The organism is Arthrobacter sp. FW306-05-C, assembly GCF_021801725.1.
Classification (GTDB): domain Bacteria; phylum Actinomycetota; class Actinomycetes; order Actinomycetales; family Micrococcaceae; genus Arthrobacter.
In genome coordinates this window covers 1,858,213-1,880,504 of sequence record NZ_CP084556.1, presented here as the reverse complement: position 1 = coordinate 1,880,504, position 22,292 = coordinate 1,858,213, and the positions used below count along the sequence as shown (strand labels likewise).

Annotated in this window: 22 protein-coding genes; 9 read left to right on the top strand and 13 right to left on the bottom strand. The window is 65.6% G+C overall.

Annotated elements, in window-relative coordinates:
* Nucleotides 1-100: 100 nt before the first annotated feature.
* From LFT44_RS08710 to LFT44_RS08660, 11 genes are all read right to left on the bottom strand, one after another.
* Complete coding sequence (locus tag LFT44_RS08710) at nucleotides 101-466, bottom strand: hypothetical protein (protein WP_236802266.1); 366 nt, start codon at nucleotides 464-466, stop codon at nucleotides 101-103.
* Nucleotides 467-653: 187 nt separating this feature from the next.
* Nucleotides 654-2,813, bottom strand: coding sequence for a glycogen debranching protein GlgX (gene glgX / locus LFT44_RS08705; protein ID WP_236802264.1), 2,160 nt, complete (start codon nucleotides 2,811-2,813; stop codon nucleotides 654-656).
* An 872-nt stretch (nucleotides 2,814-3,685) separates the two neighbouring features.
* Nucleotides 3,686-4,204, bottom strand: a complete 519-nt coding sequence (locus LFT44_RS08700; RefSeq protein WP_236802262.1) for a hypothetical protein — start codon at nucleotides 4,202-4,204, stop codon at nucleotides 3,686-3,688.
* The gene (locus tag LFT44_RS08695; protein WP_236802260.1) at nucleotides 4,186-5,046 is read right to left on the bottom strand and encodes a hypothetical protein; all 861 of its coding nucleotides are present in this window, start codon (nucleotides 5,044-5,046) and stop codon (nucleotides 4,186-4,188) included. Before LFT44_RS08695 ends, LFT44_RS08700 begins: the two co-directional genes overlap by 19 nt.
* 9 nt (nucleotides 5,047-5,055) lie before the next feature.
* A complete protein-coding gene (locus LFT44_RS08690; RefSeq protein WP_236802258.1) occupies nucleotides 5,056-7,587 on the bottom strand; it encodes a heavy metal translocating P-type ATPase in 2,532 nt (843 codons plus the stop codon).
* A gap of 233 nt (nucleotides 7,588-7,820) precedes the next feature.
* Nucleotides 7,821-8,084, bottom strand: coding sequence for an SHOCT domain-containing protein (locus LFT44_RS08685; protein WP_236802256.1), 264 nt, complete (start codon nucleotides 8,082-8,084; stop codon nucleotides 7,821-7,823).
* A 439-nt stretch (nucleotides 8,085-8,523) separates the two neighbouring features.
* Nucleotides 8,524-9,201: a TIGR00730 family Rossman fold protein gene (locus tag LFT44_RS08680; RefSeq protein ID WP_236802254.1), complete on the bottom strand. Its 678-nt coding sequence runs from the start codon at nucleotides 9,199-9,201 to the stop codon at nucleotides 8,524-8,526.
* Nucleotides 9,198-9,926, bottom strand: a complete 729-nt coding sequence (locus LFT44_RS08675; protein WP_236802252.1) for an ABC transporter ATP-binding protein — start codon at nucleotides 9,924-9,926, stop codon at nucleotides 9,198-9,200. Before LFT44_RS08675 ends, LFT44_RS08680 begins: the two co-directional genes overlap by 4 nt.
* Nucleotides 9,923-11,029, bottom strand: a complete 1,107-nt coding sequence (locus LFT44_RS08670) for an ABC transporter permease (RefSeq protein WP_236802250.1) — start codon at nucleotides 11,027-11,029, stop codon at nucleotides 9,923-9,925. The genes LFT44_RS08675 and LFT44_RS08670 overlap by 4 nt, the downstream gene beginning before the upstream one ends.
* Before the next feature lie 48 nt (nucleotides 11,030-11,077).
* Complete coding sequence (locus tag LFT44_RS08665) at nucleotides 11,078-11,749, bottom strand: methyltransferase family protein (RefSeq protein ID WP_236802248.1); 672 nt, start codon at nucleotides 11,747-11,749, stop codon at nucleotides 11,078-11,080.
* The gene (locus LFT44_RS08660; protein ID WP_236802246.1) at nucleotides 11,739-12,041 is read right to left on the bottom strand and encodes a DUF2933 domain-containing protein; all 303 of its coding nucleotides are present in this window, start codon (nucleotides 12,039-12,041) and stop codon (nucleotides 11,739-11,741) included. Before LFT44_RS08660 ends, LFT44_RS08665 begins: the two co-directional genes overlap by 11 nt.
* Before the next feature lie 224 nt (nucleotides 12,042-12,265).
* Between LFT44_RS08660 and LFT44_RS08655 the strand changes: the two genes are divergently transcribed.
* Nucleotides 12,266-12,607 carry a heavy-metal-associated domain-containing protein gene (locus LFT44_RS08655; RefSeq protein ID WP_236802244.1) on the top strand — a complete coding sequence of 114 codons (342 nt, stop codon included), beginning with the start codon at nucleotides 12,266-12,268 and terminating at the stop codon, nucleotides 12,605-12,607.
* A gap of 46 nt (nucleotides 12,608-12,653) precedes the next feature.
* Here the strand turns inward: LFT44_RS08655 and LFT44_RS08650 are convergent, their stop codons facing one another.
* Entirely contained in the window at nucleotides 12,654-13,085 is a 432-nt protein-coding gene (locus tag LFT44_RS08650; RefSeq protein ID WP_236802242.1) for a hypothetical protein, read from the bottom strand.
* A gap of 45 nt (nucleotides 13,086-13,130) precedes the next feature.
* Entirely contained in the window at nucleotides 13,131-13,583 is a 453-nt protein-coding gene (locus tag LFT44_RS08645) for a universal stress protein (RefSeq protein ID WP_236802240.1), read from the bottom strand.
* Between the two features lie 222 nt (nucleotides 13,584-13,805).
* Between LFT44_RS08645 and LFT44_RS08640 the strand changes: the two genes are divergently transcribed.
* From LFT44_RS08640 to LFT44_RS08605, 8 genes are all read left to right on the top strand, one after another.
* Nucleotides 13,806-14,162 carry an NADH-quinone oxidoreductase subunit A gene (locus tag LFT44_RS08640; RefSeq protein ID WP_236802238.1) on the top strand — a complete coding sequence of 119 codons (357 nt, stop codon included), beginning with the start codon at nucleotides 13,806-13,808 and terminating at the stop codon, nucleotides 14,160-14,162.
* Between the two features lie 77 nt (nucleotides 14,163-14,239).
* The gene (locus LFT44_RS08635) at nucleotides 14,240-15,310 is read left to right on the top strand and encodes a hypothetical protein (RefSeq protein WP_236802841.1); all 1,071 of its coding nucleotides are present in this window, start codon (nucleotides 14,240-14,242) and stop codon (nucleotides 15,308-15,310) included.
* Complete coding sequence (locus tag LFT44_RS08630; protein WP_236802237.1) at nucleotides 15,307-16,248, top strand: complex I subunit 1 family protein; 942 nt, start codon at nucleotides 15,307-15,309, stop codon at nucleotides 16,246-16,248. The genes LFT44_RS08635 and LFT44_RS08630 overlap by 4 nt, the downstream gene beginning before the upstream one ends.
* Nucleotides 16,248-16,928, top strand: coding sequence for an NADH-quinone oxidoreductase subunit J (locus tag LFT44_RS08625; RefSeq protein ID WP_236802235.1), 681 nt, complete (start codon nucleotides 16,248-16,250; stop codon nucleotides 16,926-16,928). Before LFT44_RS08630 ends, LFT44_RS08625 begins: the two co-directional genes overlap by 1 nt.
* Nucleotides 16,925-17,227 carry an NADH-quinone oxidoreductase subunit NuoK gene (locus tag LFT44_RS08620; RefSeq protein ID WP_236802233.1) on the top strand — a complete coding sequence of 101 codons (303 nt, stop codon included), beginning with the start codon at nucleotides 16,925-16,927 and terminating at the stop codon, nucleotides 17,225-17,227. Before LFT44_RS08625 ends, LFT44_RS08620 begins: the two co-directional genes overlap by 4 nt.
* Nucleotides 17,224-19,149 (top strand): proton-conducting transporter transmembrane domain-containing protein, encoded by a 1,926-nt coding sequence (locus LFT44_RS08615; RefSeq protein WP_236802232.1) that lies wholly within the window; start codon nucleotides 17,224-17,226, stop codon nucleotides 19,147-19,149. The genes LFT44_RS08620 and LFT44_RS08615 overlap by 4 nt, the downstream gene beginning before the upstream one ends.
* 2 nt (nucleotides 19,150-19,151) lie before the next feature.
* Nucleotides 19,152-20,630, top strand: coding sequence for a complex I subunit 4 family protein (locus tag LFT44_RS08610; RefSeq protein WP_236802230.1), 1,479 nt, complete (start codon nucleotides 19,152-19,154; stop codon nucleotides 20,628-20,630).
* A 15-nt stretch (nucleotides 20,631-20,645) separates the two neighbouring features.
* Complete coding sequence (locus LFT44_RS08605) at nucleotides 20,646-22,052, top strand: NADH-quinone oxidoreductase subunit N (protein ID WP_236802840.1); 1,407 nt, start codon at nucleotides 20,646-20,648, stop codon at nucleotides 22,050-22,052.
* Nucleotides 22,053-22,292 lie beyond the last annotated feature (240 nt).

Here is a 22,292-nt window from a genome sequence, read left to right as displayed (position 1 = left end):
ACGACAGTCCAGTGCGTCGCCCGGGTACAAACCCGCGCCCGGACGCAGCGGCGGGCAGTCGATGCCCCCGGCTCAGACTCCGGCGGAGGGCAGGGGTCTCCTATACGCGGCTGATGGACAGCCGGATGAGCGACACAGGGTGCAGGGGTGCCCCGGGAACCTCGGGCAGCGCCCCGGCTGGCTGTGCTGCCGTATCGGCGGCCGTGGTGCTGCCGGGAGATCCCGGGACTGATGCGGCAAGGGCGGCAGGCGAAAGCACATCAGGGCACGCTACAGACACGCCCAGGTTCATGGGGCAGTGTCCATTACGGGACGGGACGCGTTGTCCCACCCGGTCATTGTCGACAACCACAGCGGTGTCAGCGGAAAGGGCCAGCCCGATGTCCACAAACTCAGAGTCTTCCAGGTCGGACAACGCGATGCTGTGCGATGAAGCGCCCGGTCCGGTTTCTTGAGCAGACGTCATCGGCAGGTCCAGTATTCCCGTTATGGCGAGGAGAAACGAAAGGACCGCGGTGATTGTGGCCAGCTTGGAAAAATCATGGTGCCATTGCATGGAATGACGCACGTTTCCCCACCCCCGTGTTAATCGCGGATCATGCTAGTTGGTTCCACCCTCTGCAGTGATCATATCGAGCCGAGTGCGGGGAACTTCAAATCCTTGTAACAAACGACCCCGGGACATCGTCGTGATCTTCGGCATGCACCACCGTGCCCGGTTCCCGGAGAACGAGGACAGTGTGTGGAGGAACCTCGAGGACCGCTCCGGGGATCAGGCCCGTTCCCTTCACCTCCAGGGAGGTGTCGATAACCAGTTCCCATTGGAGGGCGTACAGGGCGGGCGGCAAAGTGAATTTCCTCGGCTTGGCATCAGCATTGAAATAGAGGATGAAATCTGAGTCGGTCATTTGGCTGCCGGTGAGACTGGAGCAGCGGATGCCGCTGCCGTTCAGGTACATTCCCAGCGCCAGCTCAGTCCCATGGGTCCAGTCCGCAGGTTTCATCGGCGTGCCATCGGGCTTCAGCCAGACAATGTCGGGCACCTGGCCTCCATCCGGTTGCAGGACGGGCTGTCCGCTGAAAAACCGGCGGCGGTGAAACGTGGGATGGGCGGCACGCAGCCGGTTGACTGCCACGGCAAAGTCCAGAAGTTCTTGGTCCGCACTTTCCCAGTTGATCCAGCTCAATTCCGAATCCTGGGCATAGGCATTGTTGTTGCCATGCTGGGTCCGCCCCAGTTCATCGCCATGCAGAATCATGGGTATTCCTTGGGACAGTAGCAGAGTGGCGAGGAGGCTGCGCTGCCGCCTGGCCCGGAGCCGCAGGATGGCCGGGTCCTCCGTGGCTCCTTCGGCTCCGCCGTTCCAGGACCTGTTGTTGTCTTCGCCGTCCGTGTTGTTCTCTCCATTGGCCTCATTGTGTTTACGATTGTATGCCACGACGTCAGCCAGCGTGAAGCCGTCGTGGGCGGTGACGAAATTGATCGAGGCCATGGGCCGGCGGCCGGAATGCCCGTATAGATCTGATGACCCGGTCAGCCGGGACGCGAACTCACCTAAGGTGGACGGTTCGCCGCGCCAGAAGTCCCGGATCGTGTCCCTGTATCTGCCGTTCCATTCGCTCCAGTTGGGCGGGAAATTACCCACCTGGTATCCGCCGGGTCCCAGATCCCAAGGCTCGGCGATGAGTTTGACCTGCGAGACGATGGGGTCCTGCTGGACCAGATCAAAGAAACCCGAGAGCCTGTCCACATCGTAGAATTGGCGGGCCAGGGCAGCTGCAAGATCAAAGCGGAAGCCGTCGACGTGCATCTCCGTCACCCAGTACCGCAGGGAGTCCATGATGAGCTGAAGTACATGGGGTGTGCGGACATTGAGCGAATTTCCGGTTCCCGTGTAGTCCACATAGAACTCCGGCCGGGACTCGTCGAGCCGATAGTATGAGGCATTGTCGATGCCCCGGAAGGAAATGGTGGGTCCGAGATGGTTCCCCTCCCCGGTGTGGTTGTAAACGACGTCCAGGATGACTTCAATCCCCGCCTCGTGGAAGGTCCGGACCATTGTCTTGAATTCCGTGACCGCACTGACGGCGTCAGGTTCGGATGCGTAGGCATTGTGCGGGGCGAAGAACCCGATGGTGTTGTATCCCCAGTAATTGATCAGCCCCCGCTCCCGGAGCTGGCTGTCGTGGATGAACTGCTGGACCGGCATCAGTTCGATGGCCGTGACCCCGAGTTTTTTAAGGTGGGCAATGATTGAGGGGTGCCCGACGCCCGCGTATGTTCCACGGAGCTGTGCAGGGACGTCGGGGTGTAGCACGGTCAGCCCTTTGACATGGGCTTCGTAAATCACGGTGTCGTGGTACGGCGTTTTGGGCCGCCGGTCGTCCTGCCAGTCGAACGCAGGGTCGATGACCACTGCGGACATCATTCCGGGGCGGGAATCCGCGTCATTACGGCGCCGCGGGTCCTCCAGATTGTAGGAAAAAAGAGCCTGATCCCAGTCAATAGTTCCTTCGATCGCCTTGGCATATGGATCGAGCAGGAACTTGTTGGCGTTGAAGCGGTGACCGGCGGCGGGCTCATAGGGACCCTCGACGCGGTATCCGTAGCGCTGGCCCGGACCTATCCCGGGCAAGTAGCCGTGCCAGATGTATCCGTCCACCTCGGTCAGCGGCACGCGAACCTCGACGCCGGAGTCCTCCACAAGGCATAAAGTCACCGCCGTTGCGGATTCGGTAAACAGGGCAAAGTTGGTGCCTCTTCCGTCAAAAGTTGCGCCCAATGGATAGGCGGCTCCCGGCCAAACCTGCATCTTTGCCCTCCCGCTCTCAAGGATCTAGGAACATGCCCGTGCTTCGCCCCGGACGTTCCGACATCACGGAACAGGCTGCGAGGCCGGGGCTTCAACGCCTTGTGACGTTGGAATCCTGATCCCGTAACCGTACGGCAGGCGCTCCCAAGCCCATATCGTATCGGTACGAGGATCGACACATGACACTCCAGCATGATCCCCATGTTCGGCGGAAACTACCGTAAGTCAGGACATGCGACTGCGTCTGATCATCCTCATTACTACCGCTGCCAGACCGCCGCTGCTCAAGATGATGAGCGCGGCGACGCCGAAATAGAAAAGCACAGCGGCGGACTCTGGCGGCCCCGACGAGGCATTGGCAGCCGAACTGATCGACCACCAGTAGCCCGCGGTAACTGTGGTCCAAACAGCGCCGGCGACGCAGACCAGTCAGGACAACGGCGAGAACCAGGGGTTCTCCACCCGGTATGAGAGCGCCGTGGCCAATACAGTGGCGCCAGCGGTCGCGAGCACTGGGCCTCCGGCGAAGTACCGGCCGGCTAAGACGCCGGCAAGGACGCAGAGGCTTCGGACGAGGAGGAGACGCAGGGGCCCAAGTGGCATCCGGGGACCGCTGCCAGGCATTTCCTTCGCAGGTTGTTGTGAGCCCGCAGTGTTGCGTTCTCGTGTGTCATTGCGTTTCGGGTCCTCTGTTGTAGTGAGTCCTGCCGCGTCTTCCGTTCGGATTTCTGGCGTGGAAGATGACATCACGTGACCGCAGAGCGGCCGGTCCCTCACCCGGATGGGTATGCCGGACCAGGAGCACAAGGACGGTGACAACTGCAGGGGCACTCCCCGCTGGGCGGAGGACAGCGAAGGCCGCACGGCCCGGGTCATGGCGGACCTTGCATCCTGCGGACGAACGGTGCTTTGCCCAGTGCCGTCCTTTCGAGTCGATCCACCAGATGCATGTCCACTCGGGTCTGCACAACACCTGCCTTAGAGAGTGCCGCGGCCACTCCGGCCCGGATCCCTTCCAGCGAATTTCCCGGTGTAAGACCTGCGACGAGTACCCGCAGCCCGGAGGGTTCCTGAATAACCTGCCAGCCTGCGATGGCGGCCTGGTCCAGGACGTGGTGGAACATGATCGGGTGCACGGTGACGGCGCCTGTCCTGCCGGGCAGCTGCAGGATGTCTTCGATTCGGCCTTCGATGTCTTCCATCAGGGTAAAGGTGCGTCCGCAGGGGCATCCCCTACCGCCCAGTTTTACGGTGTCTGACATCTCGTACCTGATCAGCGGCAGGGTGCGCGAGAACAGGACGGTGACCAGGAGTCTGGCCCCGGTCGTGTGCGGCGGTACGGGGTTTCCGTCCTGGTCCACGGGTTCGATGATTAGAAGGTCTTCGTACACGTGCCGGTTTCGCTGGATGCACGGGGAGGCGATGCCGGCGGTTTCGGTGGCGGCGTAGACGTCGAAGGGGCAATCCCCCAGGCCGCTTCAAGCTCCGCGGCCGTGTTCGGCGTGAGCACTTCGGAGGCTGACATGACGCCCTGGGGTGCGATGTGCAGCCGCCCGGCCCGCTGTTCGGCCGCGAGGGGTTTGAGCGCTGAGGCGTAACCAACCAGGATCCGGGGCTGGAACCGGTTCAGTGCGGCGACGTTTTCATCCATGGAGGCTGTGACATCGAGGCGGAGGGTGGGGACGAGCCTGGAGCGCAGCGACGCGCCGACGACGGCGGACTGGTGGCTGGGCACGCGGGAACTGACCAGGCCTACTTTCAGCGGCCGGGTGGGTCCGGCTGAGATCCCGGCCCAGTCGTTGGCGCGGGCGTAGGAAGCCAGCACTGTCGCCCATTCGGCGCGGTTCCAGACGAATGTTCCGCGCCGGCCCGTGGTCCCTGCCGTCGCCGCCACCCACCACCGGCCCTTCCACGGCCTTCCCGGGTCACCACCGGTTTGGGTCAGGGACTGCAAATGGTTCTCAAGATCCGCCAGCGCCAGGCCGGGTGTGGTGATGGCCTCGTCGAAATGCTCCATCAAATCCGCTTTGGTCACTGGTGGCAGCTGGTCCAGAGGAGCGTCATGCAGGCCCGCATGGTGCCGGCGGTAGAACTCCGAGCCGGCGTAGGCCGCATGGCGCAACTCTTTGAGCGCCTGGTCCTGATGGGCTGCGATCCTGGCCGGATCCCAACGGTCACGCTTCCGCCACGCGGCCCGCAGGAACAGCACACGGGAGATAAGGCGCAGATCCACGGCCGTCTCTTAGCGGTTCCCGGCCGGGGTGAGTGGCTGGGAGGTGCGGGCGGTGGTGGCTTCGGGTGTTTCCGGGCGGGGCAGCCGGAGCCGTTTGAGCAGCAGGGCGTTGACGGCGACCAGGAAGCTGGAGCCGGACATCGACAGGGCAGCGATTTCGGGGCTGAGCTTGATCCCGGCGAAGGCGAAGACCCCCGCTGCGATGGGCAGCGCGATGGTGTTGTAGCCCACGGCCCAGCCCAGGTTCTGACGCATTTTCCGCAGCGTGCCTTTACCGATCCGCAGGGCAATGGGCACATCGAGGGGGTCCGAGCGCATCAGGACCAGGTCCGCTGTTTCGATGGCCACGTCGGTGCCGGCGCCGATGGCGATGCCCAGGTCGGCCTGGGCCAGGGCCGGAGCGTCGTTGACGCCGTCACCGACCATCGCGACTTTCTTCCCCATTTGCTGCAGCTGGGCGACCTTGGCCGACTTGTCCCCGGGGAGCACCTCGGCGATGACGGTGTCGATACCCAACTGCCCTGCGATTCTCTTGGCGGTTGCCTCGTTGTCTCCGGTGAGCATGACGACTTCGATGCCTGCTTCGTGCAGGGCGGCCACGGCGGGAGCGGCGGTTTCCCTGGCGGCGTCGGCCATCGCGATCACCGCGGAGGCCTTCCCGTCGACGGCGACGAGTACCGCGGTGCGGCCGGTCGCGGCCAGGTCATCGCGTACCGTGGCGAGCGGGCCCAGGTCGATGCCTTCATCGGCCATGAGTTTGCGGTTCCCCACCAGTACACGGCGCCCGTCCACCGTGGCGCCGGCGCCGTGGCCGGGAACGTTCAGGAAGTCCGAGGCAGTCAGCGCGGGCGCGCCTTTTTCGCGGGCGTGGCGGACGACGGCCGCGGCGAGGGGGTGCTCGGATTCCTGCTCGACGGCGGCGACCAGCGCCAACAGTTCGGCCTCCTCGATCCCTTCAACGACGACATCGGTAACTTCGGGTTCACCCTTGGTCAACGTACCGGTTTTGTCCATGACGACAGTGTCGATCCGGGCAGAGACTTCCAGGGCGGTGGCGTTCTTGAACAGGACCCCGCGTTTTGCGCCGAGCCCGGTGCCGACCATGATCGCCGTCGGGGTAGCCAGGCCCAGCGCGTCGGGGCAGGTGATAACGACAACGGTGATGGCAAACAGCATGGCCGCCTGGATCCCGGCGCCGAGGGCGAGCCAGGCGGCGAACGTAACGGTTCCGCCGACCAGGGCAACAAAGACCAACCAGAACGCCGCCCGGTCCGCCAGGCGCTGGCCCGGTGCCTTGGAATTCTGGGCTTCCTGGACCAGGGCCACGATCTGGGCCAGGGCCGTATCCGCGCCGACTTTGGTTGCCCGCACCCGCATCGTGCCGGTGGTGTTAATCGACGCCCCGATCACCTCAGAGCCGACGGTCTTGGTCACCGGCAGGCTTTCGCCGGTCACCATCGACTCATCGACCTCGGACTGGCCGTCCTCCACCTGGCCGTCCACCGGGATCTTGGACCCGGGTCTGATCAGCAGCAGGTCCCCGGTCTGCACTTCGGAGGTGGGGACTTCCACTGTCTCCCCGTTGCGGATGACCAGGGCCACCGGCGGGGCGAGTTCAAGCAGGGTGCGGATGGCTTCGTTCGCCCCGCCCCGCGCCCGCATTTCGAACCAATGCCCCAGGAGCACGAAGGAAGCCAGGACGGTGGCGGCTTCGTAGAAGACCTCGCCGCCGCCGGTGAGGGTAATCCAGACGCTGTACAGCCACCCGGTGCCGACAGCGATCGCGACCAGGACCATCATGTCCAGGGTGCGGGCACGCAATGCCCGGTAGGCGCCGTCGAAGAAAATCCAGGCCGAGTAGAAGATCACGGGCAGGGACAGGATAAGCGCCATCACGTCGTCGCGGAGCCCGAACGGCGTGGGGACGGTGAAGCCGAACATGTCCCGGCCCATCGGGGACCACAGGGTCACCCCAACGGACAGGGCCGCGGCGACCAGGAACCGGTTGCGCATGTCCTTGACCATGTCATCCATCGACATTCCGGCGTGATGTCCGCCGTGGCCCATGACATCCTGCGCCGCCCGCGCCGGTCCGTCATGACCGTCCACGGCATGGCCTGCGTGGCCTGGATGGTCGTCCCCGGGCCGGTGGGCGTGGTCCTGATGCCCGGCCGGTGGCGCGGGGGCATGGCCGTGGTGCAAGTCTTGGCCCTCAGGGTGGTGAATGTGCTGCATGGGGCGGTCACCCTCGTCGTGGGCATGTCCAGCGTGAGTCCGAGTGGAGGTGCCCGACCCGGGGGCCTCATGCGACATGTCCATGGGTGAGCAGATGTGGTCGGGCACGGATTCGCCCCTGCAGTGGTAGCCGCAGTCGCGCACCCACCCCGTGATCTGTTCCAGCGAGGTCACCGACGGATCAAAACTGACGGTCGCGGTCTGGGCGACGGCGTTGGCGTCGACGGTGACGACCCCGGGCCGCTGCAGCAGCACATGCTCGACGATGCCCTTGGAGGTCGCCCAGTGCAGACCTCGAACCTCCACGATGGCATTTTTCAATCCCGGTATGGCTGGCCCTGCAGGGGCAGGCTTCGGATGGGCTGACATGATCGTCCTTTCGCAGGCGTGTCTGAGGAAAGCAACTAGGGCTCGGGAGCCCCGTTGCCAGACCTTCACTGCGTGAGGGCTTTGCCCCTGACGTCGTTTTCCGGTTACCCACAACCTATACCCCCTGGGGGTATAGGTCAAGGGTTTGGGGGAAAGATTCGTACCCGGCTTCATGCCTTGCGGCGGAGCACGGTGAGGCGGGCCATGTATTCGGTCTCGTCGATCTCGCCGCGGGCGAAGCGTTCGGCGAGCATGTGCTCGGCGGGCCCTGTGCCGGGGGCGCCCGGCGCTCCGCTCTCGTAGCGGCGGCTGCCCGCTCCGGTCGAGCGGGCCAGCAGGACGAGGGCGGTGATGACGGCGCCCCAGAACAGGACAAAGCTCAGCACCATCAGGACGTAACCCCAGCCGCCCATGTTTCCGTCCCAATACATCATCGCCTTTTCCTTCCCCGCCGCCGAACCTACGTGTTCCCTTCAGATCACTGTTGTCCCTTCCGGCTCCTGCCGGCAGAGTCTTTAGTCACCTTGCCCTGACGCACCTTGCCTTGGACCGTCCTGCCGTCCGGGTGGCAAAGAACAAGCCATAGCGGGACCAGGACCGGACCGGGGTCGGCCGGTGCCCGCGGGGAACGTTCCTGCCGCGGAAGGAACAGGGACACTGCCACACCGATAACGGGCACAAGCACTGTCTTCGCCATCAGGTCATCCAGGCGGGACCACCCCGTGCAGGGCACGGGAGAACGCCGAAGCATCCTCCAGGCCCGGCCGGAAGGCAAAAAGTACACACCCCATACGCCGATGATCCAGAGCATCATTGCAGCCGCGGGAGGCTCCTGGCCCCCGTGTGGTTGGCGGACTTACTTCTCCGCCGTGTTCAAAGGGCGAGCTGGCGCAGGTGGCAGTGCTGGATCAGTTCGATGGCTTCGTCAATGTCGTCGGTGACCCGTAGGAGCCGGATGTCATCGCCGGCGACGAAGCCCTGGTCCTGGAGATGGTCACGGATCCAGTCCACGAGCCCTGACCAGTGGCTGGTGCCGATCAGGACGACGGGGAATTCGTGGATTTTTCCGGTCTGGACGAGGGTGAGGGCTTCAAAGAGTTCATCGAGGGTGCCGAAACCGCCGGGCAGGACGATGAATGCAGAGGCGTAGCGGATGAACATGAGTTTCCGGGCGAAGAAATACCGGAAGGACATGGACACGTCAAGGTAGGGGTTCAGTGACTGTTCGCGCGGGAGTTCGATGCCCAGCCCAACAGAGGTGCCTCCGGCCTCAAGGGCGCCGCGGTTGGCCGCTTCCATCAGCCCGGGCCCTCCGCCGGTGATGACCGCGAAACCGGCGCTGGCGAGGCGTGCGCCCAAGGCCTGTGCTGCCTGATAGCGCGGATCGTCCGGGCCCGGACGCGCGGACCCGAAGACGGTCACCGCCTTGCCGAGCCGGCCCGAGAGCAGACCGAAACCGTCGCCGATCTCGGCCGCTATCCGTGCCATCCGGGCGGGGTCCTCGGCCGGGTCGGCAAGTGCTGCACGCAGTTCGTCATCCGTCATTTTCATGGCAGTCCCGCTCCGGCATGGACGCGGCAGTGCAGGTTGTGTTCCCCGCCCTCCTCGGTGGTGAGCCGGCCGTCCTCGATGGTGATGATGCGTTTCGCAGCAGTCCGGAGTCGCTGGTCGTGGCTGACGATGATGACGGCCCGGCTTTCCCGGCACGCGGTTTCGCACAACAGCAGGGTCACGTCCAGCCCGGTCCTGGCATCGAGGTTCGCTGTTGGTTCGTCGGCGAGGATCAGGCGCGGGTCGTTGGCCAGGGACCGGGCGATCGCGACGCGCTGTTTCTCCCCGCCCGAGAGGTCCTTCGGCAGGTTCCGAAGCCGGTGTCCAAGCTGGAGTTTCTCCAGCGATTCCCGGGCTTTGGCCCGTGCCTGCCTTCGGGGAACACCTGCAGTGAGCAACGGCATCATGACGTTTTCTTCGGCCGTCAGGGCCGAGAGCAGGTTGAAGGTCTGGAAGACGAATCCGAATTCCTGCAGCCGCAGCCTGGACAGCTGCGCCGGTGAAAGGACCGAAGTGTCCTGCCCGGAAACCAGGACCCGGCCGGCCGTGGGTGACATCAGGGTGCCGATCATGGACAGCAGGGTTGTCTTCCCGGACCCGGAGGGGCCCATCACGAGCACGATGTCCCCGGCATCAACCTCAAGGGAGACATGGTCCACGGCCAACACCGCGGTATGGCCGGCGCCAAAGGTCTTTGAGACGTCCTGGACGGAGACGACGTTCATGCCCTGAACACCTCGGCCGGGTCGATGTGGGCCAGCCGCCGGACCGGCAACAACGAGGACACCACGGCCATGGCCACGGTAACGGCGAAAATCCACCCCGCATCAAACCAGCGGATTTCCGTGATGAACTCCGGAACGTACTGTCCCGCGGCGGCACTGATCACCAAAGCCAGGCCGGCGCCGGTGAGGTATCCGAGCACCGCCGCGGTGACGGCCTGCTCCACCACGACGGTGTAGAGCTGGCGGTTGCTGACTCCGATGGCTTTCAGCACCCCGTATTCGCGGGCTTTTTCGATGGTGGAGGTGAAGATGGTCAGGCCGATGACGGTCATGCCCACGGCGATCCCGATCAGCAGCAGGACCAGGATGATGGGCAGGAAGGTGTCCCGGACAATGTTCGTGTTGTTCTCCACGAACCGGTCCTTGGTGATGGCGTCAACGGCGGGGTTGGCTTCGATCCTGGATGCTACCTGCGCCGCGTCGGCGCCGTTCTGGACCGTGACGAGGAAGAAGTTGGTGGCGCCGGGAAGCTGGAGGATACTTTCGGCATCCTCCTTAGTGGCGAACGCGAAGGAGAAGCTGAGGATGTACCCGCCCTCGGAGTAGCCGGCGACTTTCAGCGTCCTGCCCGCGACCGGGATGGTGTCTCCGATCCGGATGTTTTCACTGCGTCCGACCACCGCGTCGATGATGATCTCGCCACGGTCGGGGACGGCTTTGCCTTGAACCACCCGTGCGGGTGCTCCGACACCGTTCTCCGTGTCGTCGGCGATGACGTAGAGGTTGATGTCCTTGCCGTTGTGGTCGAAGGCGACCCTGCGTCCGCTGAAGGGTTTGGCGCTGGCAACTCCGGGAACACCGCTCAGGTAGTCCCGGACAGTCAACGGCAGCACGGAGGGGGTGTGGAACATGTCCGTCGCTCCGGTCTGGCTGATCCAGTAGTCGGCCGGCACGGTCCTGATGTATTCACCGATCTTGTTGCTCCAGCCCTGGTACAGGCCCTGGATACTCATGATCAGCAGCACGCTGAAGGCGACCCCGCCGACGCTGATCAGCAGCCGGGTCTTTTCCTGGACCAGGTTCTTCACCGCCAAAAACAGCATGGCCGCGCCCCGTCTTCCGCGCCGTGTCCGTGTCCGGTTTCCGGCCCGTCACCGGCCCTTCTGCAGCGTCGGCCCTGCACCTGCAGGACGGCGCCCGAAACGCGGAATGAAGCCGGGGACCTCCCGGACGTAGGCGGCATACGCGTCGCCGAACTCAGCGCCCATCTGGCGTTCCTCCTTCCGGGCCAGCCGCAGGTAGACCACAACCAGCACCGGAAACATCAGCAACGTCAGCAGGGTGGGCCACTGCAGCAGGAACCCCGCCATGATGACCAGGAACCCCACGTACTGTGGATGCCTCACCTTCGCATACGGCCCCGAGAGCGCGAGCCGGTGCTCACGCTGGGCGGCAAAAAGGACCTGCCAGGACCGGTACAGCAGGATGAACCCTGCCGCGATCAGCACATTGCTCAACAGATGCAGCGGACTCAGGTGCGGGTCCCCCTGCCAGCCGCCGAGGTCCTGCCACAAATGCCCCGTGTTGTGGCTTAGCAGGTCCCCGCCCGGCATCCGGTCCCCCAGCCACCCTGAGAGCAGGTAAATCGTCAACGGGAAACCGTACATCTCGGTGAACAGCGCCACGATGAACGCGGAAAACCCGCCCAGCGCCCGCCAATCGAGCTTTGTCCTGGGCCGGACGAAACTGAAGGCGAAAATGATGAACACCGCCGAATTGATGATCACCAACCACCACAGGTCATACCCGTAGTCAGTGGACATGGCCGGCACCCCCGCCCGGCAGCGGACCGGCAGGGCCCTCCTGCCCGGAGCGGCTGTGACCACTGGAGCTGCCATGACCCCCGTGGCCGCCATGGCCGAACATGCAGAAACTCATCACCAGCACCACTCCCAGATACGGCAGCGCGTCCAGGAGATGGAGCCAGTGGTTGGTGATCAGATACACCGCCGCCACCACGATCAGCACTATCAACAGGGTCTGGGTCCGGGGCCGGAAACTGCCCGGTAACGGGCGGGATGTATCCGGAGCGGGACGGTCAGGAAAGCTGCTCATACCCTGATCTTCAATCAGCAAGACTGTCCCGACATAGAGCCGAACGGCCCCCAACCTCACTGCTGCTTCCCAGCCGCACCTGCAATCCCTTACCCCTTGCGCCCCATACCCCCTAGGGGTATCCTTCTGGTGTTGTCAGTGACGTGGTATGTCCCGGCCCCAAGGCCATCACAGCCGTTCATCCCCAACAGTCCCCACCATCCCTGTTCGAAGGAAAAACTGACATGTGTGGAACCACCGAACCACGGACCCAGCTCCCCCTGGCATCTGCCGCCCAACACGCTTGTGCATGCTGCTCACCGGCCGCTGATACTGCAGCCGATGCTTCGGCTTCCGGGGCAGCGGTCCAGGCTTCCGGTACGCAGTACGTCCTGGAAGGGCTGACCTGCGGGCATTGTGTGCAAACAGTTGAAAAGGCAGTGTCAGCAGTGGCCGGGGTCGAATCGGCGACCGTTGACCTGGTTCCCGGCGGAGCGTCACAGCTGAGGGTCACCGGCACCGCCGGCCGGGAGGAACTGGCCAAGGCGGTACGCTCCTCCGGATACGTCATGGCCGGGTCGAACTAAGCACCTCCCCGGCACAACCGGTGCCGGTTGCCCCGGGCGGCGCTCCTTAATGTCCGCTGTGCTCGGTATGGTCCACGGTCGGCACCGGGCCAGGACTGACGTCCTGGCCGGTGCCGCTGATGGCCGGCCCGATGACAAACGCCGACAAAGAGAACATGGCGGCGAAGACCAGCAGCCCCAGTGCCGGCGCGACCCAGCTGCCAAAACGCCGGTACAGGCGGATCAGCATGGGAATGGACGCAAGGAGCCCCAGCGCCCCGAACAGGGCGGTCCCCCCGGAACCTGCCACCAAGGCTGTCCCGGCGAGCAGCCCAACATGGTGCAGGACGTGCGGCAGGAGCCCAAGCACCAGTCCCATCGCCCCGACCACCGTGTGCCACAGGGCATGGAGCCTGCCCCGAACAGTGGGTCCGGGCTCCTCCGCCCCGCGTCCGGCCCTGGAGACCGGGTGCAGGTGGGAGGAATGGTTGCCGGTCACGGCATCTGCCCTTGGACGGGTGCGCCGGAGGACATCAAGGCTGGCTCATTCCTTCCCGCTGGCCCGGGACCGACCCCGGACCACGAGCACGGGGCAGGGCGCGTGATGAAGGACCTGGCCCGATACGGAACCGAGCAGCAACCCGGTGAATCCGCCCAGGCCGCGGGAACCGACCACCAACAGGTCGGCGTCCTCGGCCGCCCGCAGCAGCACCGCGGCCGAATTACCCTGAATCACGTCGCCGGTGACCTGCACACCCTCGCTGTCCACACGCTTCAACGCCTCCTTCTGGAGCCGGCGGGCCACCTGGGGGAAGATGTCGGGTTCCCGGATCAGGCCTTCCATGCCGACGGTGACGGGCGGGAACGCCCACGCGGTCACCACACGAACCTGCCCGCGCCGTAGCCGGGCCTCCCCGAACGCCCACTCCAACACGAAGGGCGACAATTCCGAACCGTCAACCCCCGCCACCACCCGGAATCCTTCCCCGCCACCCATAACCCGCCTTCCGACCGAATCTGCATTTGGTCCCCTCAGTGTCTTGCGTGCCACCATCAGCCGCTAGACCCAAAGGTCCCGACCCGAACTTCAAACTCTGCCAGACGACTGACCGGAATGCCGTGAAATGTGGACTTCAGGTGGTGAAGTTCATATGCGGTATCCGACAAGGTACGGTAAGCATACTGATGATTGCACTTTTGGGGGCTGGCTACCGAAGGGATGAGCATGTCCGCCTACCTGAACCTGGCGCTCTCCTTCGCTGTTGCGGTCATAGGTGTCGGCGGGCTGTATGCGCTGCACCAGCTAACTGCCGTAGCGAGGAATCCCTTGGTCAGTAAGCCATATACCAGCGGCTGGATCCCTGAACAGCACGCCCTCTCGCGGTATCACGCCCGCTACTACCCCGTGACGCTGGTCTTCCTGGCGTTCGACGTCGAGATGCTCTTCATGTATCCGTGGGCTGTTGTGGTGTCTCGCATGGGCGCTTCAGCTGTCATCGAGATGTTTGCGTTCCTGGGCGTGTTGATGGCCGGCGTGGTGTGGGCGTGGCGCGAGGGAGCTTTCAAGTGGGCCTGAGGAATGTGCTGGCGCGGGCTGCGGTGGCACGATGCCATGTGTTTTTGGTCGAGGCGTTTGCGGGTGCCCGGTCCAGGATGGCTGTGGAACGCTTTATTGCCGACAACGGCTGGGTGGAAGCTCTTTCACCTGGCGACGCGGACATCCTCTGCATCTGCGGGGAGGTTCCGGATGATCAGGCCGACGCGCTGGAGCGCCTTTGGGATCAGTTGCCGGGCCCCAGGAGCAGGACCGTGGTCACTGGCCCGGAACATGCCGGGCGTGCGCTGAATGGCTGCTTCGAGAAGCTGCTGGATGTGGACGAACAATTCCGGCTCGAAGCGGAACGCAGCGCTAGTGAACCGGAACAGGACGACGAAGGAAAAGGTGACGGCGGCATGGACCACGGCGACATGAGCCACGAGGGCATGGACCACGGCGACATGAGCCACGAGGGCATGGACCACGGCGACATGAGCCACGAGGGCATGGACCACGGCGACATGGAGATGCCAATGCCGGGGGGAATCGGTTTGGCGGGCGAGGGCAGGGACCGCGACGGTCTTGACTTGGATGCCCTGAAGGTGCCGTTGGGGCCGTATCTTCCGTTCTGGCCGGCCGGGTTGGTCCTGCACTGCGAGCTGCAGGGGGATGTCGTTTTCGCTGCCCGGGCTGAGTACGTGTTCGACCAGGCCACTGAGACTCGTGTTGGCGGGCAGTTGGGGACGGACCGCGTGGCCTTGGTGCGGCAGTCTGATCTCGTGTCACGCCTCCTGGCCTTGGCCGGGGCCGCACGGGAGGCCGCGAGGGTGCGGGGTGTTCGTGATGCTGCCTTGGATGGTGCGGTGTTGGATGAGTGCCGGCGGTCGCTTGCGGCAGCCGGTACACGGCTGCGCCGCGATTGGCTGTTGCGGCGGACGCTGCAGGGAGTCGGGCGCATTCCGGAGGGAGGCGGGGAACCTGGGGAATTCGGTGGCACGGATGCCTGGGACCGGCTCCTGGCCGTGCTGGATGGCACTGCGGCCGGCACTGCAACCGCGGTTGGAGTGCCGTTGGGCGTCCTGCCGAACCTGGTCCGGGGACTGGAGTTGTCCGTGGTGCGGCTTATCGTTGCAAGCCTGGACCTTTCGCCCGTACCTGTACCGGCAGCGGACGGAATGGCGCGATGACTCCGGACGTGGTTCAGCAGCTTCCTGCCTGGGGGCCGTTGGCGGCCCTGGTGGCGCTGGTGGTGGTGGCCCTGTCCGGGGCGATGATCAACGGAGTTCTGGCTGCACGCTCCAGTGGGCGCAGGGGCGGCGGTTTCGCTCCAATTGCGGAGGCGGCCCGGCTGCTCCGACAGCGAAGGCTCTCCACGGTGGCAGCCGATGAGCTGCTGCGCAGGGTGGGCGTGGCCGGGTTGACGGTGGCTGCGGCGCTGAAGGTGGCCGTGCTGCCGGTAGGTGGCTGGGTGGTGTCTGACCTCGCCGTGGGCCTGGTTTGGTTCAATGCGATGGACGTCCTGGTGTGGGCCTTCGTGTGGCTCGCCGGCTGGGGGCAGAACAGCGTGTTTCCGTTGGTGGGCGGTTACCGGTTTCTGGCCTTGGCCGTGGCCTATGAACTGCCGTTGATGTTTGCTTTGACTGCGCCTGCCGTGGCGGCGGGCAGCCTGCGGATGGGGGACATCGTCGCCGCGCAGGACGGGCTGTGGTTCGTGGTGTGGATGCCGGTCGCTTTCGTGGTGTTTCTGGCCGCGGTGCTGGCATTTTCCCTCCAGCGGCCCTTCACCGCCCCCATGTCCGCAGACATCGCAGGCGGCGTGACGGCAGAGCTGTCCGGGGTTGACCGGTTACTGCTCTTGACCGGCCGCTATTCGCTGTTGTCGGCAGGCGCCGGCTTTGGCGTGGCCTTGTTCCTGGGTGGCGGGTCGGGCCCGTTGCTGCCGGACTGGCTCTGGTTCCTTGGCAAAACCGTCGTCCTGCTGTGGCTGCTCGTGGCCCTGCGCCGGCGCATCCCGCAACTGCGTCCGGAGCAGCTGATGGCCCCGGCCTGGGTGGTGGGACTTCCCCTTGTCCTCCTGCAGGTCCTCGTTGTCGCCGTCGTTACCATTAACGGAAGGGGCAGCTGATGCCCGAAGCAGTACTTTTTGCCGTCCTGGCCCTGGTCGCGGTTGCCGCCGGGGTGGCGGTGTTCCGCACCGATTCAATGGCGCGAGCCAGTTACGCGTTGGCTGTGTCCTTCGTGGCCGTGGGCCTGATGCTGCTGCAGTTCAGGCTGGAGTACATCGGGGTGATTACTGTCCTGATGATGGTCATGGAGATGGCGGTCATGGCCATTTTCATGATCATGTTCATGGGCATGAACCCGGCGCTGATGCCCATGGACATGGTCCACAGCAAGAAGCTGTCAGCGGGGGCGGCCATCGGGCTGTTTCTGTTGCTGACTGCAGGGATCCTGCTGGCGGACTGGCCGGAGGGCAGGGGCACGGCGGGTGGTGACCTGACGGCGTCCCTCGGCGAAGCCATCATGGAACCCAAGATGCTCGTGATGCTCGTCATCAGCCCGGTACTGTTTGCCACACTGGTGTCGGCCCTGGTCCTGGCAAACCCGCGTGGGAGGTACAGCGCCTACCCGCTGGTCCCCCCAGAGGATGCCGACGACGACGGACAGGGCAAGGGACATGGCCACTCAGGTGGTTCGGCTGGACATGCGGCCCACGGCGCGCACGGGATGGACCACGGCGCCGGACAAACTGGGAAACACGCTGATGGGCAGGGGCAGCACCACGGGGCAGGTGGGCACGCATGACACTGGAACTGGTGTTGATTGCTGCGGCGGCGCTGTTCTGTGTGGGCCTGTATGGCGCACTGTCGCAGCAGGTGGTGGTCATGGTCATGATGGGCCTGGAGCTCATGCTCAACGGCGTCATCCTGGCCGCGGCCGCGTTCTGGTGGTTCCTCGCCCCGGCAGCGGATGGCCAGGTGCTGCTGCTGGTGGTGATTGCCGCCATGACGGTGGAGATGGCCATGGGCTTCGCCGTTGCCATCCTGCTGCACCGCTCCCGGCAGACCGATATGACGGAGATGGCATCGGACCTGGCCGGATGAGCTGGCTGCTGATCCTGCTTATCGGGCTTCCGGCTGCCGCCGGGGCAGCGCTTGCCGTGGCCGGGGCGAAGGCGGACCGTGTCGCGGCGGTGTTCGCCGTCGTCGTCTCTGCCCTGGTGCTGGGCGCCGCCTCCGCGGCCGCGGCCCTGCGCCCCTCCCTCTCGGCTCCCTTCCTGGCGGGAAGCGAGTTCGGCCTGGGCGTTGATGCCCTCAGCGCGCTGCTGCTCCCGGCCGTTGCCGGGGTGGCTTTCCTGGTCCTGCTCTACGCCGCCGCAACGGGCATGGCCGCGCCTGCCCGGTTCCATGGCCTCATGCTGGTCTTCATCGCCTCGGTGCTGGTCACCGTGACTGCCACCACCCTGTCCACGCTGCTCTTCGCCTGGGAGATCATGGGAGCGGCTTCCTACGCCCTTATCGGGTTCCACTGGAGGGAATCGCGGCGCGTCTCGTCCGGGTTGACGGCGTTCGTGGCCACCCGCACCGCGGACCTTGGACTGTACCTCGCGGCGGGGGCGGCGATGGCCGCCGGCGCCTGGTCAGGGGATGCCATGTCACTGGCAGGCCTGGACAGCCTTCCCGGGCCCTGGCAGGTTGTTGCTGCCGCCGGGATACTGGTGGCCGCGCTGGGCAAGGCGGCGCAGCTGCCGTTCAGCTTCTGGCTCTCCCGGGCCATGGACGGACCCAGCGCGGTCAGCGCCCTGCTGCATTCGGCCGCGATGGTGGCCATGGGTGGATACCTGCTGCTCCGGGTCCAGCCCCTCCTGGCCGCTACCGGGTGGGCTGCGGACGTGGCGGCGTGGACGGGTGCGGCCACCGCCGTGATTTTGGGCTTCATCGCGATCGGCCAGCAGGACCTCAAGCAACTCCTGGCGGCGTCGACGGCGGCGCAGCTCGGGTTTGTGGTGATGGCGGCCGGAGTGGGTGATGCCGCGGGCGGTGCCGCGCACCTGATGGCCCACGCGGCAACGAAGAGCGCGCTGTTCCTGGCGGCGGGCGCCTGGCTGGCGGCACTCGGAACCAAGAAACTGGCCAACCTTCGCGGGGCCGGTCGCCGCTGGCCCCTGCTGGGTAGCGCGTTCACCGTCGCGGTGCTCAGCCTCGCCGGTATTCCTCCGCTGGCGCTGTGGGCCACCAAGGACAACATCCTCACCGCAGCGCGCGAACACTCGTTTCCCCTGTATATCACCGGGCTGGCAGGCGCTGTTCTCGCCGCCGCCTACGCCGCCAAGGCCGTGGCACTGATCTGGAAACCGGTGCTCCCGGAAACTGCATCCGGCTACGACACCGAGGAGACGGGCAGCCGTACTGTCACCCCGTGGCAGCTGGTCCCCATTGGAGTCCTCGCCGCCGGCGCCGCTGTTTCCGGCCTCCTGGTGCTGGGCACAACAGGTGACACTGTCCGCGGGGTGCTGGGCAGCAAGGCCGAGTCCTCCCTGCTCGAACTCACGGTCTCAGGGGTGCTCGCCGTGGCGGTCCTGGTTTCCGTGTGGGTGCTTGGCGGCAAACTTCCACCCCTGCCCGGGGCGCTGTCCTGGCTTCACATGGAACGTGCAGCCCACATCGTCCTGGTACGCCCGGTCCTTGCAACCGCCCACTCCCTGGCCCGATTCGACGATGCTGTCCTCTCCCGCGGCGTGGAGCACGCCGCCGAAAAGGTCCTGCAGGGCGCACGAAGCCTCGGCCGAACCGACGCCGCATTGGATCACGGCACCGATGCAGCGGCCGCTGCGACCTCCCGGCTGGCCGGCCGCTCGGCCATCACAGACCGCACCATTGACAGCGCGGTGAGCGGGCTTGCCCACGGCGTCCGTCGCGCAGGTGCAGCCGCCCGCCGGCCCCAGACAGGGCAACTGCACCACTACTACGTCCAGGCCGCCGCAGTGATCGTGGTGGCCGCCGTCCTTCTGATCGTCGTGAGGTAACTTTGCTCAGTCTTGCCATCCTCTTCCCCCTGGCCGCAGCGGCGGCAGTCCTGCTGTCCGCCGGACGCGGACGCCTGGCCCGCGCCCTCTTCCTCGGGGCGACCGCCGTCGAGGTGGTACTCACCGCGATCCTGTGGGCCGGGTACCGGACTCCGGGACCGGATGGCCTGGCCTACGAGGAACGGCTGCGGTGGATCCCCAACGTGGGAAGCAGCTACCACGTGGGGGTGGACGGGCTTTCACTGCCCCTGATCGGCCTCACCGCCGTCATCTTTCTTGCCTGCGCCGTGTACGACTGGGGTGCCAGGGACCGGCCGGCCCCCAGGGCGGCACTGTTCCTGTTCCTCGAAGCCACAAGCGTGGGACTGTTCGCCGCCCAGGACCTCATCCTGTTCTTCCTGTTCTTCGATCTGTCCATCGTTGGCATGTATTTCGTGATTGCGGGATGGGGTCACGGGGACAAGGCACAGTCGGCCCTGAAGTTCTTCCTCTACACCTTCCTTGGCTCGTTGGCACTGCTGCTGGGGTTCATTGGCCTCTACCTCGGCGCCGCGCCGCACACGTTCGATATTCCGGAACTGCTCCGGGCCCAGCCACTGCGCGACAACCCGGCCGGCCTGTGGGTGCTCGGGGCCGTCGTCGTCGGCCTGGCCATCAAGACCCCCACCGTGCCGTTCCACACCTGGCTGCCCCCGGCACACACCGATGCGCCCGCCACCGGATCAGCCGTCCTTGCCGGCGTCCTGCTGAAAATGGGAACCTACGGCTTCGTCCGGATTGCGATGCCGCTGCTTCCCGACGCATGGCGGGCGTGGGTCCCCGCACTTGTGGCCGTAGGCGTGGTGTCCGTTCTCTACGGAGCCCTCGTGGCACTGGCGCAGAGCGACCTGAAACGCATGATCGCCTACACTTCGGTCAACCACATGGGCTACATCGTCCTTGCCCTGGCCGCTGCCGGCGCCGGCGGCAGCCCCGCAGCCCGGGAAACAGCAGTGACCGGCGCCGTCACGCAAATGGTCAGCCACGGCCTGATCACCGGCGCCCTCTTCCTGCTGGCCGGAGTGCTGCACAGCCGTGCCGGCATCTACGACATGGGGGCTTTCGGCGGCCTGGCCTCCCCGGCACCCCGTTTCGCGGCGTTCTTCGCCGTGGCCGCCTTCGCCTCGCTCGGGCTGCCCGGCTTCAGCGGCTTCATCGCCGAATTCCAGATCTTCGCCGGCAGCATCGGTGCCGTCCCCCTGACAGCGCTGGCACTTCCCGGGATTCTGATCACCGCTGCGCTCTTCCTGCGCGCGCTCCAACGCGTTTTTACCGGGGAACCACGGGGAAAGTCGCTGGGGCTGGGCGACCTTCGCCCGGCTGAGGCGTGGTCGGCAGGGGGCCTGCTGGTGCTCTCGGTGCTGATCGGGCTCGTCCCGGGGCCCTTGCTGGACACCATCAGCCCGGCGTCGGCGTCGCTGGTCACCCTGCTGGGAGGGTAGGCGCCAGTGGAATCCATGAACCCCGGCGCTGATGCCCTCGCGCTGCTCCCGGAAATCCTGATGCTGGCCGGTGCCATCACCGCCCTGCTGACGGGCTCATTCCTTCCCAGGGAACGGCAATGGATCAGCCGGATCATTGCACTGGGCGCGCTGGCAGCAAGCGCAACCGCGGCTGCTGCCGTCCTGGCTGGAGCGGCCGGGTCCGCTTATTCCGGAAGCTACGTGATCGACGCCGGCACCGGCGCGGGCCGCCTCGTGGTGGCAATATCGGCCCTGCTGGTCATCATGCTGGGCACCGATGAACTCCGAGGAACCGCGCGCGAAAGCGAAACCTACACCCTGATCCTGCTGGCCTCCCTGGGCGCGACTGTGCTTACGGGTGCGGCCGACCTCCTGGTACTCATCGCCGGATTCCTCCTTGCCAGCATCCCCCTGTATGCCCTGATCGGTATCGGACGAACCAAGAATGGCGCCGAGGCCGCACTCAAGACCTACCTGCAGGGCGCATTTTTCGGCATCCTGCTCATGCTCGGCGTCGCCGTGCTCTACGCCGTCGCCGGATCCACGTCCTATTCCGGTCTGCGTCCGGGACTCGAACATGGCAGCGGCGCGATAATGGGTGTGGGGCTGGTGGGCGTCCTGGCAGGGCTGATGTTCAAGGCAGGAGCCGTTCCCGCCCACTTTTGGGTTCCGGACGCCGCTGAAGGGGCCGGGACCGCAGCTGCCGCTTTCGCCACCACCGTACCGAAAATTGGCGGCCTGCTGGCCGCCTACCGCCTCCTCGAGCACATGCCCGGCACTGTGGCATGGCCACTGCTGGTCGCCCTGCTGTCCACCATGACCATGACCCTGGGCAACCTGGCAGCCTTCAGCCAGAAGAACCCCCGGCGCCTGCTGGGCTGGTCCACTGTCAGCCAGGCCGGATACTTGTTGATGCCCCTTGCCGTGGCGGGAGCAGTGCCGCTGGCCTTGCCTTCCCTGGTCCTCTACCTTGCCGGCTATTCGGCGGCGAACCTCGCTGCCTTCGCCGTCATCGGAACCTATCCAGGCAGGGACGTCCTCAGCGCATATGAAGGGCTGTCCGGCGCCCGACCGTGGCACGCCGTGGCACTGGTGGTGGCTCTCCTCAGCCTGGTCGGGACCCCGCCGACGGGCGTCTTCCTCGGGAAACTCACCGTGTTCTCAGCCGCTTGGGATGGCGGTTTCTGGTGGCTCGCGGTCATCGCCGCAACCAATACCCTCGCCAGCCTTTTCTACTACCTCCGCTGGCTCGCCCCGGCCTTCCGCCCAGCAACACCGGACTCCGCCGGAGCAGGCGACTTCGCCCCTCAAGTGTGGCCGGGGCACGTGGCCATCGCCGGAGCAATCCTGACCCTCGCTGTGGGCATCGGCGGAGGTATCATGTGGGCAGGCCCAGCCTGACCGCCCTCGCCGGCGGTCTCCAACGTTGCCGCCAGGACCGACCGTTCACGGATCATTGCCGATGACTTTGAGGCCGCTCTGCCGGCTTGGCGGGGAGGGGAATTGTGGATGATCCGCGGGTTCTTCAGCTCATGGGAATGGCCGTGCGGCCAAGGAGCCCCACCGTGACTGCGGGCGCTTCCTTCTGTAGAGCAGGCCACTACTGCCGCGCTGCCGCCTGATCAGCCTTCAGCTGCCCGC

What these genes read in the sequence shown, in the direction of transcription:
- LFT44_RS08710 (WP_236802266.1), bottom strand. Translation starts at nt 466, where the DNA reads ATGACGTCTGCTCAAGAAACCGGACCGGGCGCTTCATCGCACAGCATC.
- glgX (WP_236802264.1), bottom strand. Translation starts at nt 2,813, where the DNA reads ATGCAGGTTTGGCCGGGAGCCGCCTATCCATTGGGCGCAACTTTTGAC.
- LFT44_RS08685 (WP_236802256.1), bottom strand. Translation starts at nt 8,084, where the DNA reads ATGATGTATTGGGACGGAAACATGGGCGGCTGGGGTTACGTCCTGATG.
- LFT44_RS08680 (WP_236802254.1), bottom strand. Translation starts at nt 9,201, where the DNA reads ATGAAAATGACGGATGACGAACTGCGTGCAGCACTTGCCGACCCGGCC.
- LFT44_RS08675 (WP_236802252.1), bottom strand. Translation starts at nt 9,926, where the DNA reads ATGAACGTCGTCTCCGTCCAGGACGTCTCAAAGACCTTTGGCGCCGGC.
- LFT44_RS08670 (WP_236802250.1), bottom strand. Translation starts at nt 11,029, where the DNA reads ATGCTGTTTTTGGCGGTGAAGAACCTGGTCCAGGAAAAGACCCGGCTG.
- LFT44_RS08665 (WP_236802248.1), bottom strand. Translation starts at nt 11,749, where the DNA reads ATGTCCACTGACTACGGGTATGACCTGTGGTGGTTGGTGATCATCAAT.
- LFT44_RS08660 (WP_236802246.1), bottom strand. Translation starts at nt 12,041, where the DNA reads ATGAGCAGCTTTCCTGACCGTCCCGCTCCGGATACATCCCGCCCGTTA.
- LFT44_RS08655 (WP_236802244.1), top strand. Translation starts at nt 12,266, where the DNA reads ATGTGTGGAACCACCGAACCACGGACCCAGCTCCCCCTGGCATCTGCC.
- LFT44_RS08645 (WP_236802240.1), bottom strand. Translation starts at nt 13,583, where the DNA reads ATGGGTGGCGGGGAAGGATTCCGGGTGGTGGCGGGGGTTGACGGTTCG.
- LFT44_RS08640 (WP_236802238.1), top strand. Translation starts at nt 13,806, where the DNA reads ATGAGCATGTCCGCCTACCTGAACCTGGCGCTCTCCTTCGCTGTTGCG.
- LFT44_RS08635 (WP_236802841.1), top strand. Translation starts at nt 14,240, where the DNA reads ATGGCTGTGGAACGCTTTATTGCCGACAACGGCTGGGTGGAAGCTCTT.
- LFT44_RS08630 (WP_236802237.1), top strand. Translation starts at nt 15,307, where the DNA reads ATGACTCCGGACGTGGTTCAGCAGCTTCCTGCCTGGGGGCCGTTGGCG.
- LFT44_RS08625 (WP_236802235.1), top strand. Translation starts at nt 16,248, where the DNA reads ATGCCCGAAGCAGTACTTTTTGCCGTCCTGGCCCTGGTCGCGGTTGCC.
- LFT44_RS08620 (WP_236802233.1), top strand. Translation starts at nt 16,925, where the DNA reads ATGACACTGGAACTGGTGTTGATTGCTGCGGCGGCGCTGTTCTGTGTG.
- LFT44_RS08615 (WP_236802232.1), top strand. Translation starts at nt 17,224, where the DNA reads ATGAGCTGGCTGCTGATCCTGCTTATCGGGCTTCCGGCTGCCGCCGGG.
- LFT44_RS08605 (WP_236802840.1), top strand. Translation starts at nt 20,646, where the DNA reads ATGAACCCCGGCGCTGATGCCCTCGCGCTGCTCCCGGAAATCCTGATG.